The organism is Gilliamella sp. B3482 (assembly GCF_026536805.1).
Lineage (GTDB): Bacteria > Pseudomonadota > Gammaproteobacteria > Enterobacterales > Orbaceae > Gilliamella > Gilliamella apicola_E.
Genome location: NZ_JAFNNL010000001.1, coordinates 684228 through 708438, shown reverse-complemented (window position 1 = coordinate 708438; position 24211 = coordinate 684228). Strand labels below are relative to the sequence as shown.

At 36.5% G+C, this 24211-nt stretch carries 15 protein-coding genes, 3 tRNA genes and 2 rRNA genes; 15 read left to right on the top strand and 5 right to left on the bottom strand.

The features are described from left to right. Window positions 1-185: 185 nt before the first annotated feature. From J3U18_RS03205 to J3U18_RS03185, 5 genes are all read left to right on the top strand, one after another. Window positions 186-3084: ribosomal RNA gene (locus tag J3U18_RS03205) — 23S ribosomal RNA — on the top strand. A 151-nt stretch (window positions 3085-3235) separates the two neighbouring features. After that, a 5S ribosomal RNA gene (gene rrf, locus J3U18_RS03200) occupies window positions 3236-3351 on the top strand. A gap of 32 nt (window positions 3352-3383) precedes the next feature. Continuing rightward, window positions 3384-3460 (top strand) — tRNA-Asp (locus tag J3U18_RS03195). An 8-nt stretch (window positions 3461-3468) separates the two neighbouring features. After that, window positions 3469-3544, top strand: a tRNA-Trp gene (locus J3U18_RS03190). A gap of 134 nt (window positions 3545-3678) precedes the next feature. Beyond that, complete coding sequence (locus tag J3U18_RS03185) at window positions 3679-4017, top strand: DUF413 domain-containing protein (protein ID WP_065562455.1); 339 nt, start codon at window positions 3679-3681, stop codon at window positions 4015-4017. A 4-nt stretch (window positions 4018-4021) separates the two neighbouring features. On the opposite strand, the gene J3U18_RS03180 is transcribed toward J3U18_RS03185, so the two are convergent. From J3U18_RS03180 to znuC, 3 genes are all read right to left on the bottom strand, one after another. Next, entirely contained in the window at window positions 4022-5545 is a 1524-nt protein-coding gene (locus tag J3U18_RS03180) for a YifB family Mg chelatase-like AAA ATPase (RefSeq protein ID WP_220225242.1), read from the bottom strand. A 119-nt stretch (window positions 5546-5664) separates the two neighbouring features. Beyond that, window positions 5665-6465, bottom strand: coding sequence for a zinc ABC transporter permease subunit ZnuB (znuB, locus tag J3U18_RS03175; RefSeq protein WP_220225241.1), 801 nt, complete (start codon window positions 6463-6465; stop codon window positions 5665-5667). Then, window positions 6465-7235: a zinc ABC transporter ATP-binding protein ZnuC gene (gene znuC, locus J3U18_RS03170; RefSeq protein WP_220225240.1), complete on the bottom strand. Its 771-nt coding sequence runs from the start codon at window positions 7233-7235 to the stop codon at window positions 6465-6467. Before znuC ends, znuB begins: the two co-directional genes overlap by 1 nt. A gap of 94 nt (window positions 7236-7329) precedes the next feature. On the opposite strand from znuC, the gene znuA reads away from it, so the two are divergent. The 9 genes from znuA (at window position 7330) to J3U18_RS03125 (ending at window position 18684) form a co-directional block, all read left to right on the top strand. Then, window positions 7330-8262: a zinc ABC transporter substrate-binding protein ZnuA gene (gene znuA / locus J3U18_RS03165; RefSeq protein ID WP_267352897.1), complete on the top strand. Its 933-nt coding sequence runs from the start codon at window positions 7330-7332 to the stop codon at window positions 8260-8262. A gap of 29 nt (window positions 8263-8291) precedes the next feature. Beyond that, on the top strand, window positions 8292-9653 hold the full coding sequence (gene mepM, locus J3U18_RS03160) for a murein DD-endopeptidase MepM (RefSeq protein WP_267352896.1): 1362 nt from the start codon (window positions 8292-8294) through the stop codon (window positions 9651-9653). A 124-nt stretch (window positions 9654-9777) separates the two neighbouring features. After that, window positions 9778-12102, top strand: a complete 2325-nt coding sequence (gene mrcB / locus J3U18_RS03155; RefSeq protein ID WP_220225237.1) for a bifunctional glycosyl transferase/transpeptidase — start codon at window positions 9778-9780, stop codon at window positions 12100-12102. 13 nt (window positions 12103-12115) lie between these two features. Next, the gene (gene mutM / locus J3U18_RS03150) at window positions 12116-12925 is read left to right on the top strand and encodes a bifunctional DNA-formamidopyrimidine glycosylase/DNA-(apurinic or apyrimidinic site) lyase (protein ID WP_220225236.1); all 810 of its coding nucleotides are present in this window, start codon (window positions 12116-12118) and stop codon (window positions 12923-12925) included. A 373-nt stretch (window positions 12926-13298) separates the two neighbouring features. Continuing rightward, the gene (gene tolB, locus J3U18_RS03145) at window positions 13299-14594 is read left to right on the top strand and encodes a Tol-Pal system beta propeller repeat protein TolB (protein WP_370632630.1); all 1296 of its coding nucleotides are present in this window, start codon (window positions 13299-13301) and stop codon (window positions 14592-14594) included. A gap of 171 nt (window positions 14595-14765) precedes the next feature. Then, on the top strand, window positions 14766-15239 hold the full coding sequence (gene pal, locus J3U18_RS03140; RefSeq protein WP_220225234.1) for a peptidoglycan-associated lipoprotein Pal: 474 nt from the start codon (window positions 14766-14768) through the stop codon (window positions 15237-15239). 68 nt (window positions 15240-15307) lie between these two features. Beyond that, complete coding sequence (ybgF, locus tag J3U18_RS03135; protein WP_267332249.1) at window positions 15308-16051, top strand: tol-pal system protein YbgF; 744 nt, start codon at window positions 15308-15310, stop codon at window positions 16049-16051. 136 nt (window positions 16052-16187) lie between these two features. Beyond that, window positions 16188-16263: transfer RNA gene (locus J3U18_RS03130), tRNA-Lys, on the top strand. 315 nt (window positions 16264-16578) lie between these two features. Next, a complete protein-coding gene (locus J3U18_RS03125; protein ID WP_267352895.1) occupies window positions 16579-18684 on the top strand; it encodes a TonB-dependent receptor in 2106 nt (701 codons plus the stop codon). A 52-nt stretch (window positions 18685-18736) separates the two neighbouring features. On the opposite strand, the gene pepT is transcribed toward J3U18_RS03125, so the two are convergent. Both pepT and J3U18_RS03115 read right to left on the bottom strand, forming a co-directional pair. Next, window positions 18737-19966 carry a peptidase T gene (pepT, locus tag J3U18_RS03120; RefSeq protein WP_267332250.1) on the bottom strand — a complete coding sequence of 410 codons (1230 nt, stop codon included), beginning with the start codon at window positions 19964-19966 and terminating at the stop codon, window positions 18737-18739. Between the two features lie 21 nt (window positions 19967-19987). After that, window positions 19988-21547 carry an AbgT family transporter gene (locus J3U18_RS03115; RefSeq protein ID WP_267352894.1) on the bottom strand — a complete coding sequence of 520 codons (1560 nt, stop codon included), beginning with the start codon at window positions 21545-21547 and terminating at the stop codon, window positions 19988-19990. 392 nt (window positions 21548-21939) lie between these two features. On the opposite strand from J3U18_RS03115, the gene J3U18_RS03110 reads away from it, so the two are divergent. Next, window positions 21940-24204: an aconitate hydratase gene (locus J3U18_RS03110; protein WP_267352893.1), complete on the top strand. Its 2265-nt coding sequence runs from the start codon at window positions 21940-21942 to the stop codon at window positions 24202-24204. Window positions 24205-24211: the final 7 nt, after the last annotated feature.

The following is a 24211-nucleotide window of genomic DNA, read 5'->3' as shown; positions in this document are numbered from 1 at the left end:
CAAAATTATTTTTGTATTTATTTGATATTCGAATGAATAGAAAGATAAAGCTCTTTAACAATTAGGAACAAGCTGAAAGAAACGAGTTCTCGTTTTTATGGAAGGCATTGATATGAAAGTATGGATGTGAAGAAGTAGAAAAGAGAAAAAAGCGTAATTGAAACCAAGACAACTGTGAGTTGTAAGGTTAAGAAATTAAGCGTACACGGTGGATGCCTAGGCAATCAGAGGCGATGAAGGACGTGTTAATCTGCGAAAAGCGACGGTGAGCCGATAAAAGGCGCTATAGCCGTTGATGTCCGAATGGGGAAACCCAGTGCAGGCGACTGCACTATCATCTGATGAATACATAGTCAGATGAGGCGAACCGGGAGAACTGAAACATCTAAGTACCCCGAGGAAAAGAAATCAACCGAGATTCCCAAAGTAGCGGCGAGCGAAATGGGAGTAGCCCAAGCGGGTAGCATAATGTATTAGTGGAAGCGTCTGGAAAGTCGCACGATAGAGGGTGAAAGTCCCGTACATGAAAGTGCATTATGTGGAAGCTTATAGAGTAGGGCGGGACACGTGATATCCTGTCTGAAGATGGGGGGACCATCCTCCAAGGCTAAATACTCCTGATTGACCGATAGTGAACCAGTACCGTGAGGGAAAGGCGAAAAGAACCCCGGGAGGGGAGTGAAATAGACCCTGAAACCGTGTACGTACAATCAGTGGGAGCATGTACCGTTGGGTATGTGTGACTGCGTACCTTTTGTATAATGGGTCAGCGACTTATATTCTGTAGCAAGGTTAACCGAATAGGGGAGCCGAAGGGAAACCGAGTATTAACTGTGCGTTAAGTTGCAGGGTATAGACCCGAAACCCGGTGATCTAGCCATGGGCAGGTTGAAGGTTGGTTAACACTAACTGGAGGACCGAACCGACTAATGTTGAAAAATTAGCGGATGACCTGTGGCTGGGGGTGAAAGGCCAATCAAACCGGGAGATAGCTGGTTCTCCCCGAAAGCTATTTAGGTAGCGCCTCATGTATAACTGTTGGGGGTAGAGCACTGTTTCGGCTAGGGGGCCATCCCGGCTTACCAACCCGATGCAAACTCCGAATACTGACAAGTTCAATCATGGGAGACACACGGCGGGTGCTAACGTTCGTCGTGAAGAGGGAAACAACCCAGACCGCCAGCTAAGGTCCCAAAGTCATAGTTAAGTGGGAAACGAAGTGGGAAGGCTTAGACAGCTAGGATGTTGGCTTAGAAGCAGCCATCATTTAAAGAAAGCGTAATAGCTCACTAGTCGAGTCGGCCTGCGCGGAAGATGTAACGGGGCTAAAACTATGCACCGAAGCTGCGGCAGTGCACGTAAGTGTATTGGGTAGGGGAGCGTTCTGTAAGCCGTAGAAGGTGTGTTGTGAGGCATGCTGGAGGTATCAGAAGTGCGAATGCTGACATAAGTAACGATAAAGCGGGTGAAAAGCCCGCTCGCCGGAAGACCAAGGGTTCCTGTCCAACGTTAATCGGGGCAGGGTGAGTCGACCCCTAAGGAGAGGCCGAAGGGCGTATCTGATGGGAAACGGGTTAATATTCCCGTACTGGCTATAACTGCGATGGGGGGACGAAGAAGGCTAGGTTTACCACCTATTGGATGGTGGGTTAAGCGTGTAGGGGTGTGATTAGGCAAATCCGGTCACTGAGACCCTGAGGCGTGATGACGAGCTACTAAGGTAGTGAAGTAATTGATGCCCTGCTTCCAGGAAAATCCTCTAAGCTTCAGGTTATAGTTAATCGTACCCGAAACCGACACAGGTGGTCAGGTAGAGAATACTCAGGCGCTTGAGAGAACTCGGGTGAAGGAACTAGGCAAAATGGTGCCGTAACTTCGGGAGAAGGCACGCTGACGGTAATTGAAGTCCCACGCGGATGTAGGTGAAATCAGTCGAAGATACCAGCTGGCTGCAACTGTTTAATAAAAACACAGCACTGTGCAAACACGAAAGTGGACGTATACGGTGTGACGCCTGCCCGGTGCTGGAAGGTTAATTGATGGGGTTATGCGTAAGCAGAAGCTCTTGATCGAAGCCCCAGTAAACGGCGGCCGTAACTATAACGGTCCTAAGGTAGCGAAATTCCTTGTCGGGTAAGTTCCGACCTGCACGAATGGCGTAATGATGGCCAGGCTGTCTCCACCCGAGACTCAGTGAAATTGAAATTGCCGTGAAGATGCGGTGTACCCGTGGCAAGACGGAAAGACCCCGTGAACCTTTACTATAGCTTGACAGTGAACATTGAGCCTTAATGTGTAGGATAGGTGGGAGACTATGAAGTGTGTACGCCAGTATGCATGGAGTCATCCTTGAAATACCACCCTTTAATGTTTGATGTTCTAACCTATACTTCTGAATCGAGGTAAGGGACACTGTCTGGTGGGTAGTTTGACTGGGGCGGTCTCCTCCCAAAGAGTAACGGAGGAGCACGAAGGTTAGCTAATCCTGGTCGGACATCAGGAGGTTAGTGCAATGGCAAAAGCTAGCTTGACTGCGAGAGTGACGGCTCGAGCAGGTACGAAAGTAGGTCATAGTGATCCGGTGGTTCTGAATGGAAGGGCCATCGCTCAACGGATAAAAGGTACTCCGGGGATAACAGGCTGATACCGCCCAAGAGTTCATATCGACGGCGGTGTTTGGCACCTCGATGTCGGCTCATCACATCCTGGGGCTGAAGTAGGTCCCAAGGGTACGGCTGTTCGCCGTTTAAAGTGGTACGCGAGCTGGGTTTAGAACGTCGTGAGACAGTTCGGTCCCTATCTGCCATGGGCGTAGGAAAATTGAGAGGGTTTGCTTCTAGTACGAGAGGACCGAAGTGAACGCACCGCTGGTGTTCGGGTTGTGATGCCAATTGCATTGCCCGGTAGCTACGTGCGGAATAGATAAGTGCTGAAAGCATCTAAGCACGAAACTAGCCTCGAGATGAGTTTTCCCTGAAGAGATTCAGTAAGGTCCGTTTGAGACTAAGACGTAGATAGGTCAGGTGTGTAAGTGTAGTGATACATTGAGCTAACTGATACTAATGAACCGAGAGTCTTAACCTTACAACTCGGAGTTGTTTTGGGTTACGCGAAGTTGAGATTAAGAAATCATCGAAAGATGGTTAAAGATTAATAAAACAGTTTGTTCCGGATTGAGCGATTGGTGAAGATATGTGATAATCATCATCAGTTGAAAAAGAGAAGACAGAATATGTCTGGCGGTAATAGCGCGGTGGTCCCACCTGACCCCATGCCGAACTCAGAAGTGAAACGCCGTAGTGCCGATGGTAGTGTGGGTATTACCCATGTGAGAGTAGGGTGCCGCCAGACTTTTAATTTATAAACACACCAAAAAATACGGTGGAGCGGTAGTTCAGTTGGTTAGAATACCTGCCTGTCACGCAGGGGGTCGCGGGTTCGAGCCCCGTCCGTTCCGCCACCTTATCTAGGGGCGTAGTTCAATTGGTAGAGCACCGGTCTCCAAAACCGGGTGTTGGGAGTTCGAGACTCTCCGCCCCTGCCATAAAAATAATAGATTTGTTCTAATTTTAGTCATTTATTCAATTTTATTTATATAAATAAAAAAATTTTGTTTACAGATTAACTTTGTCAATTATAATTCCCGCCCAACAACTTTTATAATCTAGAGGATATAACATGGCTGAAAGTTTTGTAAGTCAACAACGTTTTTTTGATAATAAGAATTATCCAAGAGGATTTTCTCGTCATGGCGATTTTACTATCAAAGAAGCACAGATCTTAGAAAAATATGGTTGTGCTTTTAGAGATCTCGATGCAGAAACTAAAAAGCCAACTACATCAGAAGAGAAATCTTTTGTTGCAGTTTGTAAAGGGAAAAAGGAACCAGTTACAGATTATGAAAAAACATGGATAAAGTACCTTTCTAAAATTAACAAACCAAAACGTTTTCACACGTTATCAGGTGGAAAACCTCAAGTTGACGTGAGTGATGACTTTGTCGATAGTGATGATTAATTTATTAGCCAATATTTTTGTGCATCTGAATTAATAATCTATCCATAGAACGATAACTCAGTGCTTCTGAAATATGTTTTCGTTCTATGTTCTTTGAACAATCTAAGTCGGCGATAGTCCGAGATACTTTTAATATTCTATGCCAAGCTCGAGCAGAAAGCCCTAATTTAATTAAAGCCTGTTCTAAGTACTCATTATCTTCATCAGTTAACAAACAATGAATTTGAATTTCTTTTGGTGATAATTGACTATTTAACTTTTTATTTCTTATCATTTGAATTTTTCTAGCATCCATAACTCTTTTTTTCACTTTATCAGTTGGTTCAGTTACACTAACTTTTTGACTTAGTGTACCTTTAGGTAGTAATGGTACTTCAATTGATATATCAAAACGATCTAAAAATGGACCAGAAAGTCGATTTAAGTAACGTATAATTTGTTGTGGTGTTGTCCTATTATGGGTTCCATGATAATGACCCGTAGGGCTAGGGTTCATGGCGGCAATGAGTTGAAACTTTGCTGGAAATTTTATTTTTGCATTTGCCCTAGATATAACTATTTCTCCTGACTCAATGGGTTCTCTTAAGGCATCTAATACTTTACGGTTAAATTCTGGTAATTCATCTAAAAATAACACTCCATTATGGGCTAATGAAATTTCTCCTGGTTTAGGAATTGAGCCGCCACCAACTAAAGCTGCTGCTGATGCACTATGATGCGGGGCTCTAAATGGCCTTTTACGCCAATTTTGAATCGAACCATTAGCGCTAACAAGACTGGTGATTGCTGCACTTTCAAGTGCTTCATCATCTGATAATGATGGTAATAATGAAGTTAACCGAGTGGCTAGCATAGTTTTACCGGTCCCTGGTGGACCAATTAACAATAGATTATGTCCACCTGCAGCGGCAATTTCTAAGGCTCTTTTAGCATGTTCTTGACCAATTATATCTTGTAGGTTAATTATTTGCTCATCATCATCTTTGTATTCTCTGTATTCAACAGTAGGTAAATTAATTTCATTGTATAGATATTGGCATAGTTCTAATAAATTATGGGTAATTAACGTATTATTATGATGGATTAATGATATTTCAGATTGATTTTCTCTAGAAATAATCAATGTACGATTATTTTTTTTAGATGATATAGCAGCAGGAATAGCACCTTTTACTGCTTTAATCTCCCCAGATAAGGCTAATTCACCTAAAAATTCATATTTAGCTAGATTATCGTTAGGTATTTGTTCGGTTGCTGCAAGAATAGCGATAGCTATAGGCAAATCAAAGCGACTACCTTCTTTAGGAAGATCTGCTGGAGATAAATTAACAGTTATCTTTTTTGCTGGAAATGTAAAGCCACTATTAATAATAGCGCTTCTAACTCGGTCTTTAGATTCTTTAACCGTTGCTTCTGGAAGACCAACCAGAACAAAACCTGGTAATCCATTACTAATATGTACTTCAACATTAATTTGAGGTGCTTGTATTCCAATAGAGGCTCTTGTATAAATAATTGCGAGAGACATAGTTTTGTCTTCATTAGTTTCTGATTTTTAACACTTTATTAGTAATTAAATAATGTGAACAAACAGATAACTAAAAATGCGTGTTCCCTCGCAATAAATTTTCTAATTTTACTGATATTTTAATTTTTAGTTCTTAAAAAGAATTTAGAAATAAATAATGATATAAAAAATAAACAAGTATTACTTAATACAACAGAAGGACCTGTTGGAGTATCATAAATTAATGAAAACAAAATTCCACCCAAAATAGATAGCATCCCAATTAATATTGCAAAAAATGCCATTGATTCTGGGTTTTTAGCATAATATTTTGCTGTAGCAGCAGGAATGATTAATAGTGCAGTAATAATTAAAGCTCCAACAAATTTCATAGCAATACCAATTGTTAATGCTAAAAGTATTGTAAGCATAAATTTTGTTAGTGGTACATTAATGCCATGGCTAAATGCTAGTTCCTCACTAACAGTGATAAATAAAAATTGATTCCAACGCCATATCAACAGAATTCCAATTATTAATACACAAATTAAAATCTGATAAACATCAAACATTGTTATAGATAAAAGATCACCAAATAGATAACCCATCAAATCAATGCGTATACTATTCATTAAACTTATCACAACTAAACCAAGTGAAAGAGCGCTATGAGCTAAAATACCCAGTAATGTATCAACAGGTAGTTGTTTTTGAGATTCTAACCATAACAGCCCGATAGCTAATATCAGTGTCACTAAAACGATGGCATAGAATAGATTGATATCAAAAAGGAAGCCAAAAGCAACCCCTAATAATGCTGCATGGGATAACGTATCTCCGAAATAAGACATTCTTCGCCAAACAACAAATGTACCCAATGGACCAGTTAAACACGATAAGCATAAACCTGCAAGTAAAGAGGGTAAGAGTAACTCAATCATTATTTTGTTCCTCTTGAATCAGGTAATATAATTTTTCGATTATGATCATTGTGATGCTGGCAACAATCATTATTGTGATGGTGCTTATATAAAGCGATTTGTGATGCGCCGTGAGGTCCAAATAAAGAAACAAATTCTGGATCGTTTGAGACACTAGCTGGTGTTCCTGAACAACAGATATGATGGTTTAAACAAATTACTTCATCTGTTTTTGCCATAACTAAATGTAAATCATGTGAAACCATTACAACACCACAACTAAACTTCGTTTTAGCATTAATAATTAAATCATACAATAGCACTTGTCCATTTACATCTACACCTTGTGTAGGCTCATCTAAAATAAGTAGTTTTGGGCGTTTTGCTAATGCTTGAGCAAGTAGTACTCGCTGTAACTCCCCGCCTGATAATTGATGCATAGATCGATCAATCAGGTATTGAGCTTTTACTAAAGATAATGTTTGGATGATATCATCATAACTTAATTGTTTATTTAGCTGCATAAACCGTTTGACGGTTATAGGTAAAGTTGGATTCAAGTTTATTGATTGAGGGACATAACCGATAGTCAAATCAGAAGCACGTTCAATGGTGCCTGTTGTAGGTGAAATTAATCCTAAAATAACTTTGACGAGTGTTGATTTTCCTGCACCATTTGGACCTAGAATCGTAATAATTTGGCTTAAGTTAATCGTCAATGAAACATCATATAATATTTTTTGTTGATTTATTTTAACCGAAATATTATTTAGAGCCATTAATTGTGTCATGATATCGATAGTCCTTGCCGATCAATATGTTATGTTATATTATAACAATAATGTAGTTTTATTCCATCATATTTTATAAATATTGGATGACAAAGTGAAAAATTTAACTAAAAACATCAGACAAGTTCTACGTTTTCTTACACAACTTACGCTAATCGTTATTGGATTAACAAATAATGTTAATGCCAATGTAATTTCCTCAGTAAGGCCGATAGGTTTTATTACTGAAGCAATTGCATCAGGTGTAACAAATACAGATATACTATTGCCGGATGGCGCATCTCCTCATACTTATTCATTGAAACCCTCCGATTTGGCTAAAATTAAGAATGCTGATTTAATAATTTGGATTGGTGAAGATATGGAAGTTTTTATGCCAACTGTTTTAAAAAATGTTGATGAACACAAGCAGATAGAATTAATGGATGTTCCCGAAATTAAGAGTTTGCTTAGAACCAATCATCACGATGAAGAAATACCTCATGATGATAATGACCATCATCATGGTGAATATGATGAACATATATGGCTTTCGCCAAAAATTGCTAAAATTATTGCAAAATCAATCCATGATAAGCTTATAGAACTGTATCCGAATAAAGTGCAGTTGCTTGATGCAAATCTGAACGAATTCATTACAAATCTATCAGAAACAGAACAAAACATTGCAAAAAAACTAATTAGCGTACAAAATAGAGGGTATTTTGTGTTTCATGATGCATATGGGTACTTTGAATCACAGTTCGGATTAAAAAATCTAGGAAGTTTTACCATAAACCCAGCAGTACAGCCTGGCGTTCAAACTGTCTATGCAATTCAAAAAAAGCTAGCGGAACATCAAGCAGTCTGTGTTTTTAGAGAGCCACAGTTTAGCCCTGCAGTTATAAAGAAGTTAGTAAATGGTACAAATGTTAAAATTGGTGAATTAAATCCATTAGGGACAGGTATCATTGTCGAAAAAGGTGCCTATTCACACTTTTTATTAACATTAACTCAGGAGCTGTTGGATTGTTTAGATAAAAAATAGTTTAGATTATAAGATAGTTAAGGTTAATTTTGGCACAGCAGATTAAATCCCCTAATATTGCAAAAAATAAATTCAAAATTCCCTATTTTTCAATATTAGGAGCCCTTGTTGTTGTTATTTTTGTAACTATATTGTGGCGACCTTTAAATTTAGATCGCACAGTGTACGTCCCTCTAAATTCTCAAGCTCAAACTACAGTTACAGATACGCCTTCGTCTTCAGTTGTTATTGGCGATGGGCGAATTGATATGCTTAGTGATAAATCTAAAACTGACAATGTTACAGAGTCGTCTGATGTTCCTGAAGATGATATAGCTAAAGACGAATTAGATGATCTTGCTGAAGAAAAAGATAACACAGTGCAATATACCATATCACGTGGTGATACATTACACGATATTTTGAATCGTTATAATGTAAATAAAAATGATATTGCACAGTTAACAGGTAAGTATAAACAACTAGCCAATTTGAGAATTGGACAGCAGGTTAGTTGGACGACCGATGATAATCACAATTTGCTCACTTTTAACTGGACAATATCAACTAATAATGTTCGAATTTTTGAAAAGTCAGGCAATCAATTTATAGAAAGTACTGAAACAGTAGAAGGTGTCTCACAAAATAATGTTATTAAAGGTGAGCTGAAATCCAGTTTTGTAGCTGATGCGCGTAAAGCTGGTTTAACGAGTAATGAGATTGGAATTATTACACGTGCATTGCAGTGGCGTTTGGATTTTCGACGTTTAAAAGTAGGCGATAAATTCGTGGTATACTTATCTCGTGAAATGCATGGAAATCGTTTATCAAATAGTAAATTACTTGGTGTTCGCATTAAAAATGGGTCTAAAGATTATTATGCGATTCTAGCTGATGATGGTAAATACTATGATATTAATGCAGGTAGTTTATCTCAAAGTTTTTTCCGATATCCTTTAGCTAAAAAAGCTCGCGTATCATCAGGTTTTAATCCGCGTCGGTTACATCCAGTTACAGGAGTTGTTACACCACATAATGGTGTTGATTTTGCAGTATCTAGAGGAACGCCAGTATTATCTGTAGGAAATGGAGAAGTTGTTATTGCGAAATACAGTGGCTCAGCAGGTAACTATGTCGCTATACGCCATGGTAGGCAATATATGACGGCATACATGCATTTAGACAAAATTTTAGTGAAACCAGGCCAACAAGTTAAACAGGGTGACAAAATTGGTTTATCTGGTAATACAGGGCGTTCTACAGGACCACATTTGCATTTTGAATTACATATCAATAATAAACCTGTTAATCCATTAACAGCAAGTTTACCGATTAATGAAGGTTTAACCGGTAAGTCTAAAAAAGCATTTATAGAAAAAGTTAAAAATATTCAGCCACAACTTAGTTTTTAATTGATTTTATATATTCAACTATATTATTTAAACTAAAATATCTTATTGATAAGAAGCTCAATGCTTCATTAAAAAGTTATGTTATTATAAGTTAATTTTATTTAATCTTAATATTGGGTGCAGTTTGAACAGACCAACTAAAAAGAAATCGACTAAAAAAGCTTCAAAAAAAAATAAGAAATCATTGTGGCGTCGACTTTGGTCGTTGCTTTTCAAATTATGTCTTATCTTTGTTGCTGTAACTGTCGTTTATGGGATTTATTTAGATCAACAAATTAAAGAACGTATAGATGGTAATGTTTGGGAATTACCTGCGGCTGTTTATGGACAGATAGTCGACCTTGAACCAGATAGTGATTATAGTCTTAGCGATGTTGTTACTTTGCTAAAAGGTGCACAATATCGTCAGCAAGATAGTAAAGCAACTCGACCAGGTGAATTTATTGTTCAAAATGGTGCTGTTGAAATTTACCGTCGTCCATTTACATTTCCTGATGGTGAAGAAAAAGCTTTTCGTGTCAAAATTACTTTCTATGAAAACAGGATAGATCGCATATCTAATTTAGACACAGGTCGTGATTTTGGCTTACTTAAGATTGATCCTAAATTAATAACGATGATGCATTCCCCAAATGGTGAACAACGGCTTTTTGTGCCTTTAAGAGAATTTTCTGACTCGTTAATAAAAACCTTAGTTGCAACTGAAGATAAACGTTTTTATGACCACCATGGTGTAAGTTTATATTCTATTGGTCGAGCCATATATGTTAATTTAACAACAGGCCGAACTGAAGGTGGAAGCACACTAACACAACAAACGGTTAAAAACCTCTTTTTAACTAATGAGAGAAGTATCAGTCGTAAAATACGTGAAGCCTATATGGCTATCATTTTAGATGCTCGATATAGTAAAGAGCGTATCTTAGAACTTTACTTAAATGAAGTCTATTTAGGTCAAGCTGGTAGTGAAGAAATTCATGGTTTCCCATTAGCAAGCCTGTACTATTTTGGTCGCCCAGTTAATGAATTGACATTAGATCAGCAAGCTGTATTAGTAGGTATGGTAAAAGGTGCTTCGTACTATAATCCTTGGACTCAACCGCAACAAGTAATTGAACGTCGTAATGTTGTATTAAAACTTGCTGAGCAACAAGGAATTATTGATGAGGAATTATATAATTTACTTAGCCAACGCCCACTTTCAGTTTTACCAAAAGGTGGAGTGATATCACCGCAACCAGCATTTATGCAAGTTGTCCGTAGTGAGCTTAGAAAACAGTTGGGTGACAAAGCAGACCACCTGTCAGGAATGAAAATTTTCACCACATTCGATCCAGTTGCTCAGGCTGCAGCAGAACAATCGGTTACGGATGAAATAGAAACATTACGTAAATCGACTAATAAAGAATTACAAACAGCAATGGTTATTGTTAGCCGTGAGACAGGTGAAATCCGTTCTATTATTGGTAGCGCTGAGCCACGTTACCCTGGTTATAACAGAGCGTGGTTAACTAGACGAGCAATTGGTTCACTGGCAAAACCGTCAACCTACTTAACTGCATTAGGTCAGCCAGAACGTTATCAGCTTAATACTTGGTTAAATGACAACCCATTATCAATCAAACTTGATAACGGCGGTTATTGGCAACCGAAGAATTTTGATCGGAAATTTCGCGATAAAGTGATGTTAATTGATGCATTAGCTCTTTCACTTAACGTACCTACAGTTAACTTAGGTATGTCATTAGGTTTAGACGCAACTAAAACGAGTTTACAAGCATTGGGGGTACCTGAAGATCGTATCCCTAATTTGCCTTCTCGCTTATTAGGTGCTCTAGAGTTAACACCATTAGAAACAGCACAAATGTTCCAAACTATTTCCAATAATGGCCAACGTGCACCGCTCACAATACTACGGTATGTATTAACTGATAAAGGTGAACTTGTTTATCAAAATTACCCGCAACAAATTCAAGCGGTTTCTCAGCAATCGGCTTATTTAACCACTTACGCTATGCAACAAGTCGTTGAATCAGGAACATCACGTTCATTGAAAGCTAAATATGGATCATTCAATTTAGCTGCCAAGACTGGAACAAGTAATGATTCGCGTGATAGTTGGTTTACTGGTATTGATGGAAAAAATGTTGCAGTCATTTGGATAGGGCTTGATGATCATTCACCTATGAAATTAACAGGCGCTACAGGTGCATTAAAAATATATAGTGAATACTTACAAAATAATCCACCGAAAAAATTACAACTTTCAGTACCACAAAATATCTTTATGGTACCTATTGATAGTAGTGGCCAATGGCAATGCGATGGAGGAGGAGTAAGGACTCTACCTGCATGGACGGTCAATCCGCAAAGTTTATGTGCTGTCAGTTCTCAAACTGAGACAAATCAATCGGCTCCTAGCTGGGTTACTGACATGTTCAATAATTAAATGAGATTATTAAATGCCTGAATTACCAGAAGTAGAAACTAGTCGGCGTGGTATTCTACCTTATTTAAAAGGCCAAATTATCAAGCAAGTTGTTGTTCGACAACCCAAGCTTCGTTGGCCTATTGATGAGGCTATTTCTGATGCTCAAGGCCAAATAATCATAGATATTAAAAGACGTGCTAAATATTTATTACTACAGTTGACGCAAAATTGGATTGTTATTCATTTAGGTATGTCTGGTAGCTTACGCATAGTAAAATCAAACCAAAAACCAGATAAACATGATCATGTTGATTTGGTATTAGAAAATGGTGTGACATTACGTTATACCGACCCAAGGCGTTTTGGGTCATGGCTTTGGACTAATTCTATTGATGATCTTAAACAATTGAAGCATTTAGGATTAGAACCTCTAAGCGAGGAGTTTTCAGCAAACTATCTTTTCGAAAAAGCGACTAATCGAAATATTCCTATAAAAAGCTGGATTATGGACAACCATATTGTGGTCGGTGTTGGTAATATTTATGCTTCAGAATCATTATTTATGGCAAAAATTAATCCGCACCGGAAAGTAAACAGTTTAACTTTAGACGAATTTGAACGATTAGTCACAGCAATTAAACAAGTGCTCACCAAATCTATAGAACAAGGTGGCACTACACTTAAAGACTTTGTTCAATCTGATGGTAAGCCTGGTTATTTTGTACAAAAGCTCCAAGTATATGGTAGAGAAGGCGAAAAGTGTTTAATTTGTAAATCTGACATAAAGTCTCATCGAATAGGCCAACGCAATACGTTCTATTGCGAAAAATGCCAAAAATAGCAAATTTTAAAATTTATTCTTATTGATCATTCTTTAATATCTTTAGCCTGATTATATTTAATTTAAATAAAAATCTTTGGCGACTACTTTTAACTCCACCCAAATCAGCATAGTATAGTAAATAAGCGACAGTAATTGCGAATATAAGAATAATAAATAATTTATATAGAAAAATCTTTTTTACTCAAATAGCTATGGACTTGTTACGCAATTTCGGCTATCTTTCACGCTGATATTTATATTTTGTAAAGAGTGATACCATTTAATAACATTTTGTTAATTGTTAAAAGGTTTTATCTTTTTGTATTTAAATACGGTTGTTATACTTATTTTAACTTAAATATATTTCTTTTTGATTAAGGAATTTAAGATGATCAAATTTGCTTCTCGCTTTTTGATAGCTTGTCTTGTTTTTTTATATACAATGATAGCTACTGCTGAAGTTAGAATTATAATCACTGATGGCGTAAGTTCTGCTAAACCAATTGCGGTCATACCATTTAAATGGACAGGTAGCGGTGAACCTCCACAAGTTGTGGATAATATTATTGCTTCTGATTTACGTAATAGTGGTAAATTTAATCCAATTGATGTAGCAGCAATGCCGCAAAAACCAACTACCGCTTCTGAAGTCAATCCTAGTGTTTGGAGCAATATTGGTATTTCTGCCGTTGTAGTCGGTACAATCCAACCTGATGCATCAGGAAAATATCTTATCACCTATCAATTAGTTGATACTGTTGAACGTCCTGGCGCGGTCTTAGTTGAAAATCAATTTCCTATTGAACAACGTTGGTTACGTTATGCAGCCCATACTGCAAGTGATGAAATCTTTGAAGCGTTAACTGGTATCAAGGGTGCTTTTAGAACACGTATTGCCTACGTCGTTAAAAATAGTAAAGGTCCTTACACACATGAATTACGTGTATCTGACTATGACGGATTTGATCAAGTCACCGTACACCGTTCAAAAGAACCATTAATGTCACCAACATGGTCACCTGATGGCAAAAAAATAGCCTATGTAACTTTTGAAAGTGGTCGTTCTGCATTAGTGTTAAAAACATTAGATAGTGGTGCAGTTGAAACTATTGCATCTTTTCCACAGCATAATGGTGCACCAGCATTTTCACCAGATGGTAGCAAATTAGCTTTTGCCTTATCAAAAGGTGGTAGCTTAAATTTATATATGATGAATTTAAGAAGTAAAAAAATCACTCAAATTACTTCTGGGCGTAGTAATGACACCGAACCTTCATGGATGCCTGATAATGAAACAATTGTCTATACTTCTGATCAGGCTGGGCGTCCTCAACTTTATTCAATTAACATTAATAGTGGAGCATCACAACGTATAACTTGGGATAATACCCAGAATCAAAATGCTCGCGTATCTCCAGATGGTAAATTTATTGCTGTAATTTCTACTAATAATGGTGAGCAACATATTACTCGATATGATCTAGAAACGAATACTTATCAACGATTAACTGATACGTTTTTAGATGAAACCCCGAGTATTGCTCCAAATGGCACTATGATTATCTACAGTTCATCGCAAGGTTTAGGTACCATTTTAAATCTTGTTTCAACTGATGGTAATTTTAAAGCAAGGTTACCAGCGACTGATGGACAAGTAAAATTCCCATCTTGGTCACCTTATTTATGAGGAACGACTAAATTTTAAGCAATATTATAATTATTAAAATTGTGTAAATGTTAAGGTCGTTATAATATATACTTCTAATCTTTCTAGTTGGTAACAGGTGTTACTTTGAAGTTGGTTAGAAGTATACAAAATATCAATAATAATTTATTTAAACACAAAGGAGTTAATTCAATGCAATTTTCTAAATTTCTTAAGGTAGCTGCAGTTGCTTTACCATTAATTGCTGTGACAGCATGTTCTTCAAACAGCAGCAGCAAAGCAGGTAACGGTTCTTTATCTAAAGAAGCTCTAGCTCAATTACAAAAATTACAACAAATCAATACAATTTATTTTGATTATGATAAATACAATGTTAAATCAGAATATTCAACATTATTAAATGCACATTCTATCTTCATGCGTGCAAATTCATTCTTAAATGTTGTTATTGAAGGTCATGCCGATGAACGTGGTACTCCAGAATACAATATCGCGTTAGGTGAACGTCGTGCAGGAGCAGTTAAATCTTACTTACAAAGTAATGGTGTTTCTGGTGAACAACTTTCAATCGTTTCTTATGGTAAAGAAAAACCAGCAGTATTAGGTCACAACGAAGCAGCTTATGCTAAAAACCGTCGTGCAGTAATTACTTACGCTGGATATTAATCCCATCTTAATGACGGCTGATTTATCAGCCGTTTTTTATGTTTAAGTTCACGTCGAGTTTATATAATATGTATAAAAAAATACTCACATTGTCCTTATTTTTATTATTTGCTGGATATGGTTGTGCTGCTGGTAGTTCTGATGTGGATAGAACAATACAAGCGCAAGGACAGTTGATAATTCAAAATCAACAAAAAATTAATGATCTACAATCAGATGTAGATACACTTCGTGGTCAATTGGAAGAAACTAAGCATCAACTTAATCAAACAATTGAACGCCAAAAAATGATATTACAGCAAATGACTAATGGGACAGGATTCTCATCAAATTCAAATGATGAAGCCCAAGGTGACAGTTCTGATTCAACATCAAGCACTGATGCTGGGGCATCGCCATCATCATCTTCAGGTTTATCTGGATGGTCTACTTCAGGTGATGATAAAGCGGATTATAATTACGTCATGCAATATATTAATGATGACAAACAGAGTGATGACGTAATTATAGCCTTTCAAAATTATCTAAAAGCCTACCCAAAGACAAGTTACCGTGCAAATGTAAATTATTGGCTTGGTCAACTTTGTTATAAAAAAGGAAAAAAAGATAATGCATCATTTTATTATGCAACAGTAGTAAAAGATTTTCCATCTTCTCCAAAAGCAGCAGATAGCCTTTATAAAGTGGGTTTAATTTTACTTGATAAAGGTGATAAAAAGAATGCCAAAACTGTATTTCAACAAGTCGTAAATAAATACCCTAAAGATAAAAAGACAGTTGATCTAGCAAATAAAAAAATAGCATCGTTATAATAAAGTGTATAAATAACCAGCTATTGAATAAAAATAGCAATAAAAGGGTTGCACCGCCTTATAATTATAAGTATTATAGCAACCCGAAATTGCTTGAAGCGATAAGTAATAAAGCAGAAAGTAATTCTATCAAAATGGGTTGTTAGCTCAGTCGGTAGAGCAGCGGACTTTTAATCCGTTTGTCGAGCGTTCGAATCGCTCACGACCCACCACTTCCTCTTACATAATGAATTTATCTTCCACTAGACATACTAAATTTGTCGGTTGGTGATCTGATTAAAAATCTATTTTAATAAAATCCACTGTTAGTTATTAGAAGATAATTCAAAAAAATCAAATAATCAAAATATTACCATATCATCCACTAATTAACTTAGAGACTTTCAAATCAAATTTATATTTTTATAAAAATATGATTTAAGGTTTATATTGAAAGTGGTCAAGATAGAAAAAAGTTGTAATCGAAAATAACAATCATTATCATTAAAAACTGTTGTTTTAAAATTAATCAAACAATAGGAAAAATAATGAAATTAGTTAATCAATTAGTCTTCCCATGTACTCTGGGCTTATTTACTTTTATAGCTTACGCCCAAGATAAAGTTAATGATGATATTGAAACTATGAAGGTAGTCGCTAAGGATAATAATGATCAGCGCATAAAACTATCATCAACTGCAACTAAAAAAACCTTTGAAATAAAGGATATTCCTCAAACCATTAATTCGATTAACCTTGAACAACAGAAAATTTATGGACAAAATGATCTCAGTGTCATTGTCAATAAATTACCCGGAGTCGATGCAACTTATGATATGCGAGATGAAGGTATCAAAATTAGAGGGTTTTCTGCCAGTTCCGGCGATATTTACCGAGATGGTGTGCGTGCTAGCGGACAAGTTAGACAAAGTACAGCTAATATAGAGCGAATTGAAATTTTAAAGGGACCTGCTTCGGTACTTTATGGTCGAGGTTCAGGTGGTGGAATCATAAATATGATCAGTAAGCAGGCAAATTTTGATTCACCGTCTACCTTGAGTTTACGAGGTGGATCTTGGGATAAATATGGTGGAATGATAGATGTTAACCATGTTTTAAGTGATGAACTTGCCGTACGAATGACTATAGATCACCAATCAGATAAAGGTTTTCGTAAAGGCATTAAACAACGAGATACAATGGTTTCGCCAAGCGTTTTGTATGATAATCTAAACGGATTTAATTGGTTAGTACAATATACAAATGATAAATTATGGCGTAAACCAGATAGGGCGCCGGCTTATTATGATTTACCAAGAGGTGTTTCAATCAAAACGGCCTATGCTCACCCAGATGATTATGTAAAAGATAATTTTAATTCGTTACGTTCGGTGATAGGATATGAATTTGATCATCATTGGTCTATTAAATTAACAAATATGTATCGTAAAGCTGACCAAAATTTCGATCATCTTTATGCTGGTAATTATTGTGATTGGAATGGGAAATTAAACAATGGTAAGCCGTGTAATTACAAAGGTAAATTAAAATTCCGTCGAGCTTGGCAAGAAACTTCGAACAAAACCTACAGTAATACCCTTGATTTAGCCGGTAAATTTAATACTGCAAGTATTGCCCATGATATGTTAATCGGAGTTGAATATAACATTGAAAAAAGGGAACCACGATTAGCTTTAGCTAGCCAATATCCTGAAGCTGTGGATCCTTATCATCCTCATTGGCGCTCTAAAAAGCCTCACTTCACAACATTGAATACCAAAACTAATCATAAAGCTACTTCTAGAGGGTTATATTGGCAGGATCTCATCAGCTTTACAGAACAATGGAAATTACTTGCAGGATTACGTTATGATAATTATGAATTTGCTTCAGATAACAAATTGAATCATCAAAATCGGTCATATGATGGTCACACTTTAAGTCCACGTATTGGTTTAATTTGGCAACCGATTGCGTCTCAAAGTTTTTATGCTTCGTATAGTAAAAACTTTGCACCTTATGGTGGTAGAGGTTTAATAACCATAGCTACAGATTCTAAAACTGTTTATGATGATAAGCCTCAGTATTCACGTCAGTATGAAATCGGTGTCAAAAGTGATTGGTTTAATGATAAGCTCTCTACTCAAATCGCACTCTATGATCTTGAACTTTATAATGTTAGGTATCAACCTGACTCGGTCAATGATCCTTATAATTGGCAAGTTAGAGGCAGTGATCGCAGTCAGGGAATAGAGTTGAGTGCTATTGGACAATTAAGTAAAAATTGGTATATCAATAGCGGTATTGGTTATCAACAAGCTAAAGTGCATAAAGATAAAAAAACACCAGCTAACCAAGGAAAATACCTATCTAATACAGCTAAACATAGTGGCTATCTAAGTGTTCGCTACCTTCCACATGAAGATTGGTTCACGGAAGTGGGATTTGATTATAAAGGTTCAATGTATAATGATGATAAAAACCTCGTTAAACGCCCTGGATATGGAACATGGAATGCCGCAATCGGTTATCAAACACGATCTGTTGATCTAACCTTAGCATTAACCAATTTATTGGGTAAAAAATATTGGCGCTCAAGTAGTATGCCAGGCACTCCTCGCGCATTTTTATTAACTGCAAGTTATAAATTATAATATTCGATAAGTATTTTTAAGAGGGAATGGTATTCCCTCTTGTTGATTATTTTTAAACTTTCGCCGCTAGTTCAATAATTTTCATCGTGACTTCGAATGATTTCAAGAATGATGATAATGGTAAAAACTCAAAACAAGAATGGAAGTTATGTGCGCCAGTAAAATAGTTTGGCGTGGTGAGTCCTCTTGCTGATAGTGCTGAACCATCTGTTCCTCCACGCATGGCGATAGTATTTGGTTTAATACCCAATAATTCAAATGATTGGTAAATCAAATCAATACAACGACGATCATCACCTAAATAATTAGCAATATTGCTATAGATATCAGTAATTTGACATTCAATTTTTGCTTTAGGATATTTACGACTGATAAAACTAACCACATCTTGAATGTAAGTTTTACGAGCTTCATATCGAGTTAAATCAAAATCACGAATGCTCATTTTTAATGTAGTTGTGCTTTGGTTACCAATAATATCATTAAACCAAAAATATCCTTCTTTACCTTCGGTATGTTCAGGTGTTTCAAAGCTATCAAAACAGTTAATAATATCATTCGCTATGCGAATTGGATTGATTAAGACATTTTTTGCTGACATAGGATGAGCAGATACACCCTCAATTTCAAACGTAACCGAGCCAGCATTGAATGTTTCATAAACGACTTCACCCAATTCACAGCAGTCAATGGTATAAGCAAAATCAGGTTTAAAACGTTGCAGATCCAGTTTTTTGGCGCCATTTAACCCAACTTCTTCATCTGGTACGAAAGCAACATAAATATCACCATGTAGGCAATTTTGCTGTTGCAACTGATCTAACATGGTCATGACAACTGCAATTGCTGCTTTATTATCAGCGCCTAAAACACTGGTACCATCTGTAACGAGCAGCTCTTCATTGAGATACTTCTTCAACTCTGGATGTTCCGCCACCTTAAACCAAATATCTTTGTCTTTATTTAATAAGATATCTTCACCAGTAAAAGTCACCCTTTGTGGATTAATCTTCTCTGACAGTGCGACATCTACAGTATCAAGATGCGCAACAAAGCCAATTTTTGGCGCATTAGGTTGGTTACCGGTTAATTTGGCTGTCACAATACTATGTTCATCAAGGTGAACATCTTGTAACTTCAAATCAATTAACTCTTGTTCAAGTTGTTTTGCTAAATTAGTTTGTCCTGGAGTAGAGGGCACAACTGCCGAGCCAGCTTTGCTTTGGCTTGGAATACTTACATAACGTAAAAATCGTTTAACTAATTGTTCGGTAATATTCATGATTAAAATCCTTATCTGCGATTAACTAGTTATTAGAGGATAGACATAACCACTATCAAAACCGATAGGAAGACCTAAAAACCAAAACAGTAATAAATTTATTGTCAAAGCAATTAAGAGAGCAGCCGTATATGGGATCATCATCGAACTCAAAGTACCCACACCAGTGTTTTTACAATACTGCTGACAATAAGCAATGATCAAAGGATAAAAAGCAAACATAGGCGTGCTAACATTAACTGCTGAACTGATACGATAAGCTGCTTGGGTTAATTCTGGCGAGATCCCCACAGACATAAGCATCGGAACAAAAATCGGCGCTAAAATAGCCCATTTGGAAGAGGCTGAAGTGATTAACACATTAAGCAGACTAGTTAGAATTATTACGCCAAAAATAGTAACAACTGATGGCAAATGTAATGCTTTTAAAAACTCAGCTCCACCAATAGCAATTAAGGTGCCAATTTGTGAGTTTGAAAATACATATAAAAATTGCGCACAAAAGAAAGCAAAAACAATAAATGGAATAAGTGACTTAGTAATATTTTCCATTGATTTGACGATATCTCGCGATGATTTAAATGCGCCAGTGATAAAGCCATGAATTAAGCCTGGTATTGCAAAAAATACAAATAACAACGGCACAATAATTTGCATGATTGGTGCTTTGTTACTCGTCATACTACCGTCGGGTGCGCGTAATAAAGAATCTTCTGGTAATAAAACCAATACTAAGCCGACAGCAATAATTAAAAAAACAGCTGATGCAATTTTAAATGCTTTATTTTCGATTGGTGAAATCTCAGGAGAATCAGCAATGTTATCTAATTGAATATCATTGTTTAAAGGCATCGTGGCATTTAAGCGAGGCTCAACAATCTTATCTGTAACAAACCAGCAGGCTATCAATACAAAGAAAGTACCACCAAAACTTAAAAAGTAATTACAAAGAACATTGACTTGATATGTTGGGTCAATAATTTGAGCGGCGCTTTGTGTAAAGCCTTGCATTATTGGATCAATAATTGACGGGGTATAGCTTGAACTAAAACCTCCAGCTAATCCTGCAAATGCAGCAGCAATCCCCGCTAATGGGTGACGCCCTGTTGCATAAAACATCATTGCTGACACAGGCATTAAAATTACATAAGCAGAGTCTGACGCGATATGACAAACCATACTGACAAAAATAACTGATGGAGTAACCAGTTTTTTAGGTGTGATAGCTAATAACTTTTTGAGCAGAACATGAATATAGCCACTGCTTTCAGCAATACCAATACCCAATGTAGCTACAATGGTAATTCCAAGAGGTGGAAATGAGACAAAATTTGATACAAGTTTTGTAAAAAAGGTAACTAATTGGTTTGGTGCTAACATATTCACTACTGCCAGTTTTTCTTGCGTTACTGGATTAATATAATTAAAGCTGACAAAAGAAAGTAATAATGAAGCAACCAGACAAATTATTAATGCATAAAAGAAAAGAGTTGTAACATCAGGAATTTTGTTTCCAATTCGTTCTATTGTATTTAAAAATCCACCAGTTTTTAATGGTGACGTATTTTTTATTTGATTCATGAAAAAAAGTGTAAATATTATTCGGGAAAACAATGTAACATAGTTTAATAATGTAAGTAAACAATGCATTGGCGCGATTTTAATGACTTAAAAAACCCCTTTCCTCAACTTTTTTTACATTATTTTTACTTATGGGATTTACTAATTTTGAATTTTCTTTAATGTGCATAATATTTAATATTTCGCTAGTATAGAATTCCTGTTAACGATGACATCTAAATTTATTGTTTTTAATCAAAGTTAACAATAAGTATTGCTGCAAGATTGCATAAAACAAAAATAATGCTATATTGTCTGAATATTTAATCATAAAAAAAGAATAAATATTCAATCATCCTGATTGTGAGTAAGGCTCTAAAGGATATTATAATATAAGCAATGGGAGCTTAATTATGGTTTTCGATATTGATTTAATAAAAGATATTTATCAACATTACCCGCAAAAAATTGATCTTATTCGCCAGAAAATTGGAAAACCATTAACCTTGACGGAAAAAATCCTTTATGCCCATCTTGCTGAAGGTGAAGAGCTTAAAGCTTATAAAAGAGGGGAAGATTATGTAAATTTTTCCCCAGATCGTGTCGCTATGCAAGATGCAACGGCACAAATGGCACTATTACAATTAATGAATTCTGGTCGTAAACGAGTTGCGGTACCTTCAACAGTCCATTGTGATCACCTTATTCAAGCTTATAAAAATGCCCATGATGATCTCATCATTGCTGAAAGTAATAACCATGAAGTTTATCAATTTTTACGTGATGTTTCGAACAAATATGGCATCGGGTTTTGGAAGCCTGATGCAGGAATCATTCACCAAGTAGTGCTTGAAAATTATGCCTTTCCTGGTGGCATGATGATCGGTACCGATTCGCATACCCCTAATGCAGGTGGCCTATCCATGATTGCCATTGGTGTCGGTGGCGCTGATGCTGTTGACGTGATGGCGGGTATGCCGTGGGAACTAAAAATGCCAAAAATTATTGGTGTAAAGCTGATTGGAAAATTATCTGGCTGGTCATCACCAAAAGATGTCATTTTAAAACTAGCTGGCATTTTAACCGTTAAAGGTGGTACTAATTCAATTATTGAATATTTTGGAGAAGGTACTGAGTCGTTATCAGCTACTGGTAAAGCAACAATTTGTAATATGGGAGCTGAAGTTGGCGCAACAACCTCAATCTTCCCTTACAGTAAAAAATCTGCTGATTATCTTGCCATGACTGGTCGTCAAGAAGTAGTGGATTTAGCTAATACATTGGTAGATTGTTTCAATCCTGATAAAGAAATTTTAAAGCAACCTGAAAATTATTATGACCAAGTTATTGAAATTAATTTATCGACCTTAGAACCTTATGTGAATGGTCCATTCACACCTGACTTAGCTTATCCTATTTCAGAGCTTGCTTCTGCCGTTAAAGAACACGATTATCCAGACAATATGGAAGTTGGACTTATTGGATCATGTACTAATTCTTCTTATGAAGATATGATGCGCGCAGCTTCAGTTATTGATAGTGCTAATAAATTAGGCTTAAAAGTAAATGCAAAATTAATTATCAATCCTGGCTCAGAGCAAGTTAAATATACTTCTAAACGTGATGGCATTTTAAGTCGTTTTGAACAAGCAGGTGCTGCTATTATGGCTAACGCATGTGGCCCTTGCATTGGGCAATGGCGTCGTGATGAAGTTGCCGATGAACACAAAAATTCGATTGTCACCTCGTTCAATCGTAATTTTGCTAAACGTAATGATGGTAGCCCAAACACTTATGCGTTTGTTTGTTCCCCAGAAATTGTAGTGGCATTATCAATTGCAGGTAAATTAAGCTTTAATCCACTTACTGACCATCTCATTAATGTTAAAGGTGAAAAAGTGAAACTTCCTGAGCCACTCGGTGATGAGTTGCCAAAACAAGGATTTGAGGTTGATGATGCTGGGTATATTGGGTCAATAGCTGATGGTAGTACAGTTGAAGTTCGTATCGATCCTCATTCAGATCGACTACAACAGCTTTTACCTTTCACACCTTGGGATGGCAAAGATATTATTTCGCAACCACTATTGATTAAAGCAACTGGTAAATGTACTACAGACCATATTTCAATGGCTGGAAAGTGGCTAAAATTTCGTGGTCATCTAGATAATATTTCAAATAATATGTTAATAGGTGCGGTTAACGCTTTTAATCAAAAAACGAACTGTGTGTTGGATGCACAAACGGGAGATTATGTTGAAGTACCTGCATTAGCACGTAAATTAAAATCACAAGGAATCGGGTCAATAGTTGTTGCTGAAGAGAATTATGGTGAAGGTTCATCAAGAGAACATGCTGCAATGGAACCCCGTTTCTTAAATGTTAAAGCTATTGTGGTTAAATCGTTTGCTCGTATTCATGAAACCAATCTAAAAAAACAAGGTATGCTTGCTTTAACCTTTGTCAATAAAGATGACTATGACAAAATTCGTGAAGATGATCAAATCAGCATTACTGGGCTCAGTCATTTTGCTCCGGGTAAAAATTTAACATTAACCCTTCATCACCATGATGGTAGTAAAGAGTCTTTCGCCGTTTCGCACACTTACAATCAAGCACAAATTGAATGGTTCAAGGCAGGTAGTGCATTGAATAAGTTAAAAGAAGAAGTTAAGTAAAATAAGA

Bases quoted from the DNA above. Each gene is read 5' to 3' on its own strand.
- J3U18_RS03185 (WP_065562455.1), top strand. From the start codon at position 3,679: ATGGCTGAAAGTTTTGTAAGTCAACAACGTTTTTTTGATAATAAGAAT.
- pal (WP_220225234.1), top strand. From the start codon at position 14,766: ATGCAATTTTCTAAATTTCTTAAGGTAGCTGCAGTTGCTTTACCATTA.
- znuB (WP_220225241.1), bottom strand. From the start codon at position 6,465: ATGATTGAGTTACTCTTACCCTCTTTACTTGCAGGTTTATGCTTATCG.
- J3U18_RS03115 (WP_267352894.1), bottom strand. From the start codon at position 21,547: ATGAATCAAATAAAAAATACGTCACCATTAAAAACTGGTGGATTTTTA.
- mutM (WP_220225236.1), top strand. From the start codon at position 12,116: ATGCCTGAATTACCAGAAGTAGAAACTAGTCGGCGTGGTATTCTACCT.
- znuC (WP_220225240.1), bottom strand. From the start codon at position 7,235: ATGACACAATTAATGGCTCTAAATAATATTTCGGTTAAAATAAATCAA.
- pepT (WP_267332250.1), bottom strand. From the start codon at position 19,966: ATGAATATTACCGAACAATTAGTTAAACGATTTTTACGTTATGTAAGT.
- J3U18_RS03125 (WP_267352895.1), top strand. From the start codon at position 16,579: ATGAAATTAGTTAATCAATTAGTCTTCCCATGTACTCTGGGCTTATTT.
- J3U18_RS03180 (WP_220225242.1), bottom strand. From the start codon at position 5,545: ATGTCTCTCGCAATTATTTATACAAGAGCCTCTATTGGAATACAAGCA.
- J3U18_RS03110 (WP_267352893.1), top strand. From the start codon at position 21,940: ATGGTTTTCGATATTGATTTAATAAAAGATATTTATCAACATTACCCG.
- ybgF (WP_267332249.1), top strand. From the start codon at position 15,308: ATGTATAAAAAAATACTCACATTGTCCTTATTTTTATTATTTGCTGGA.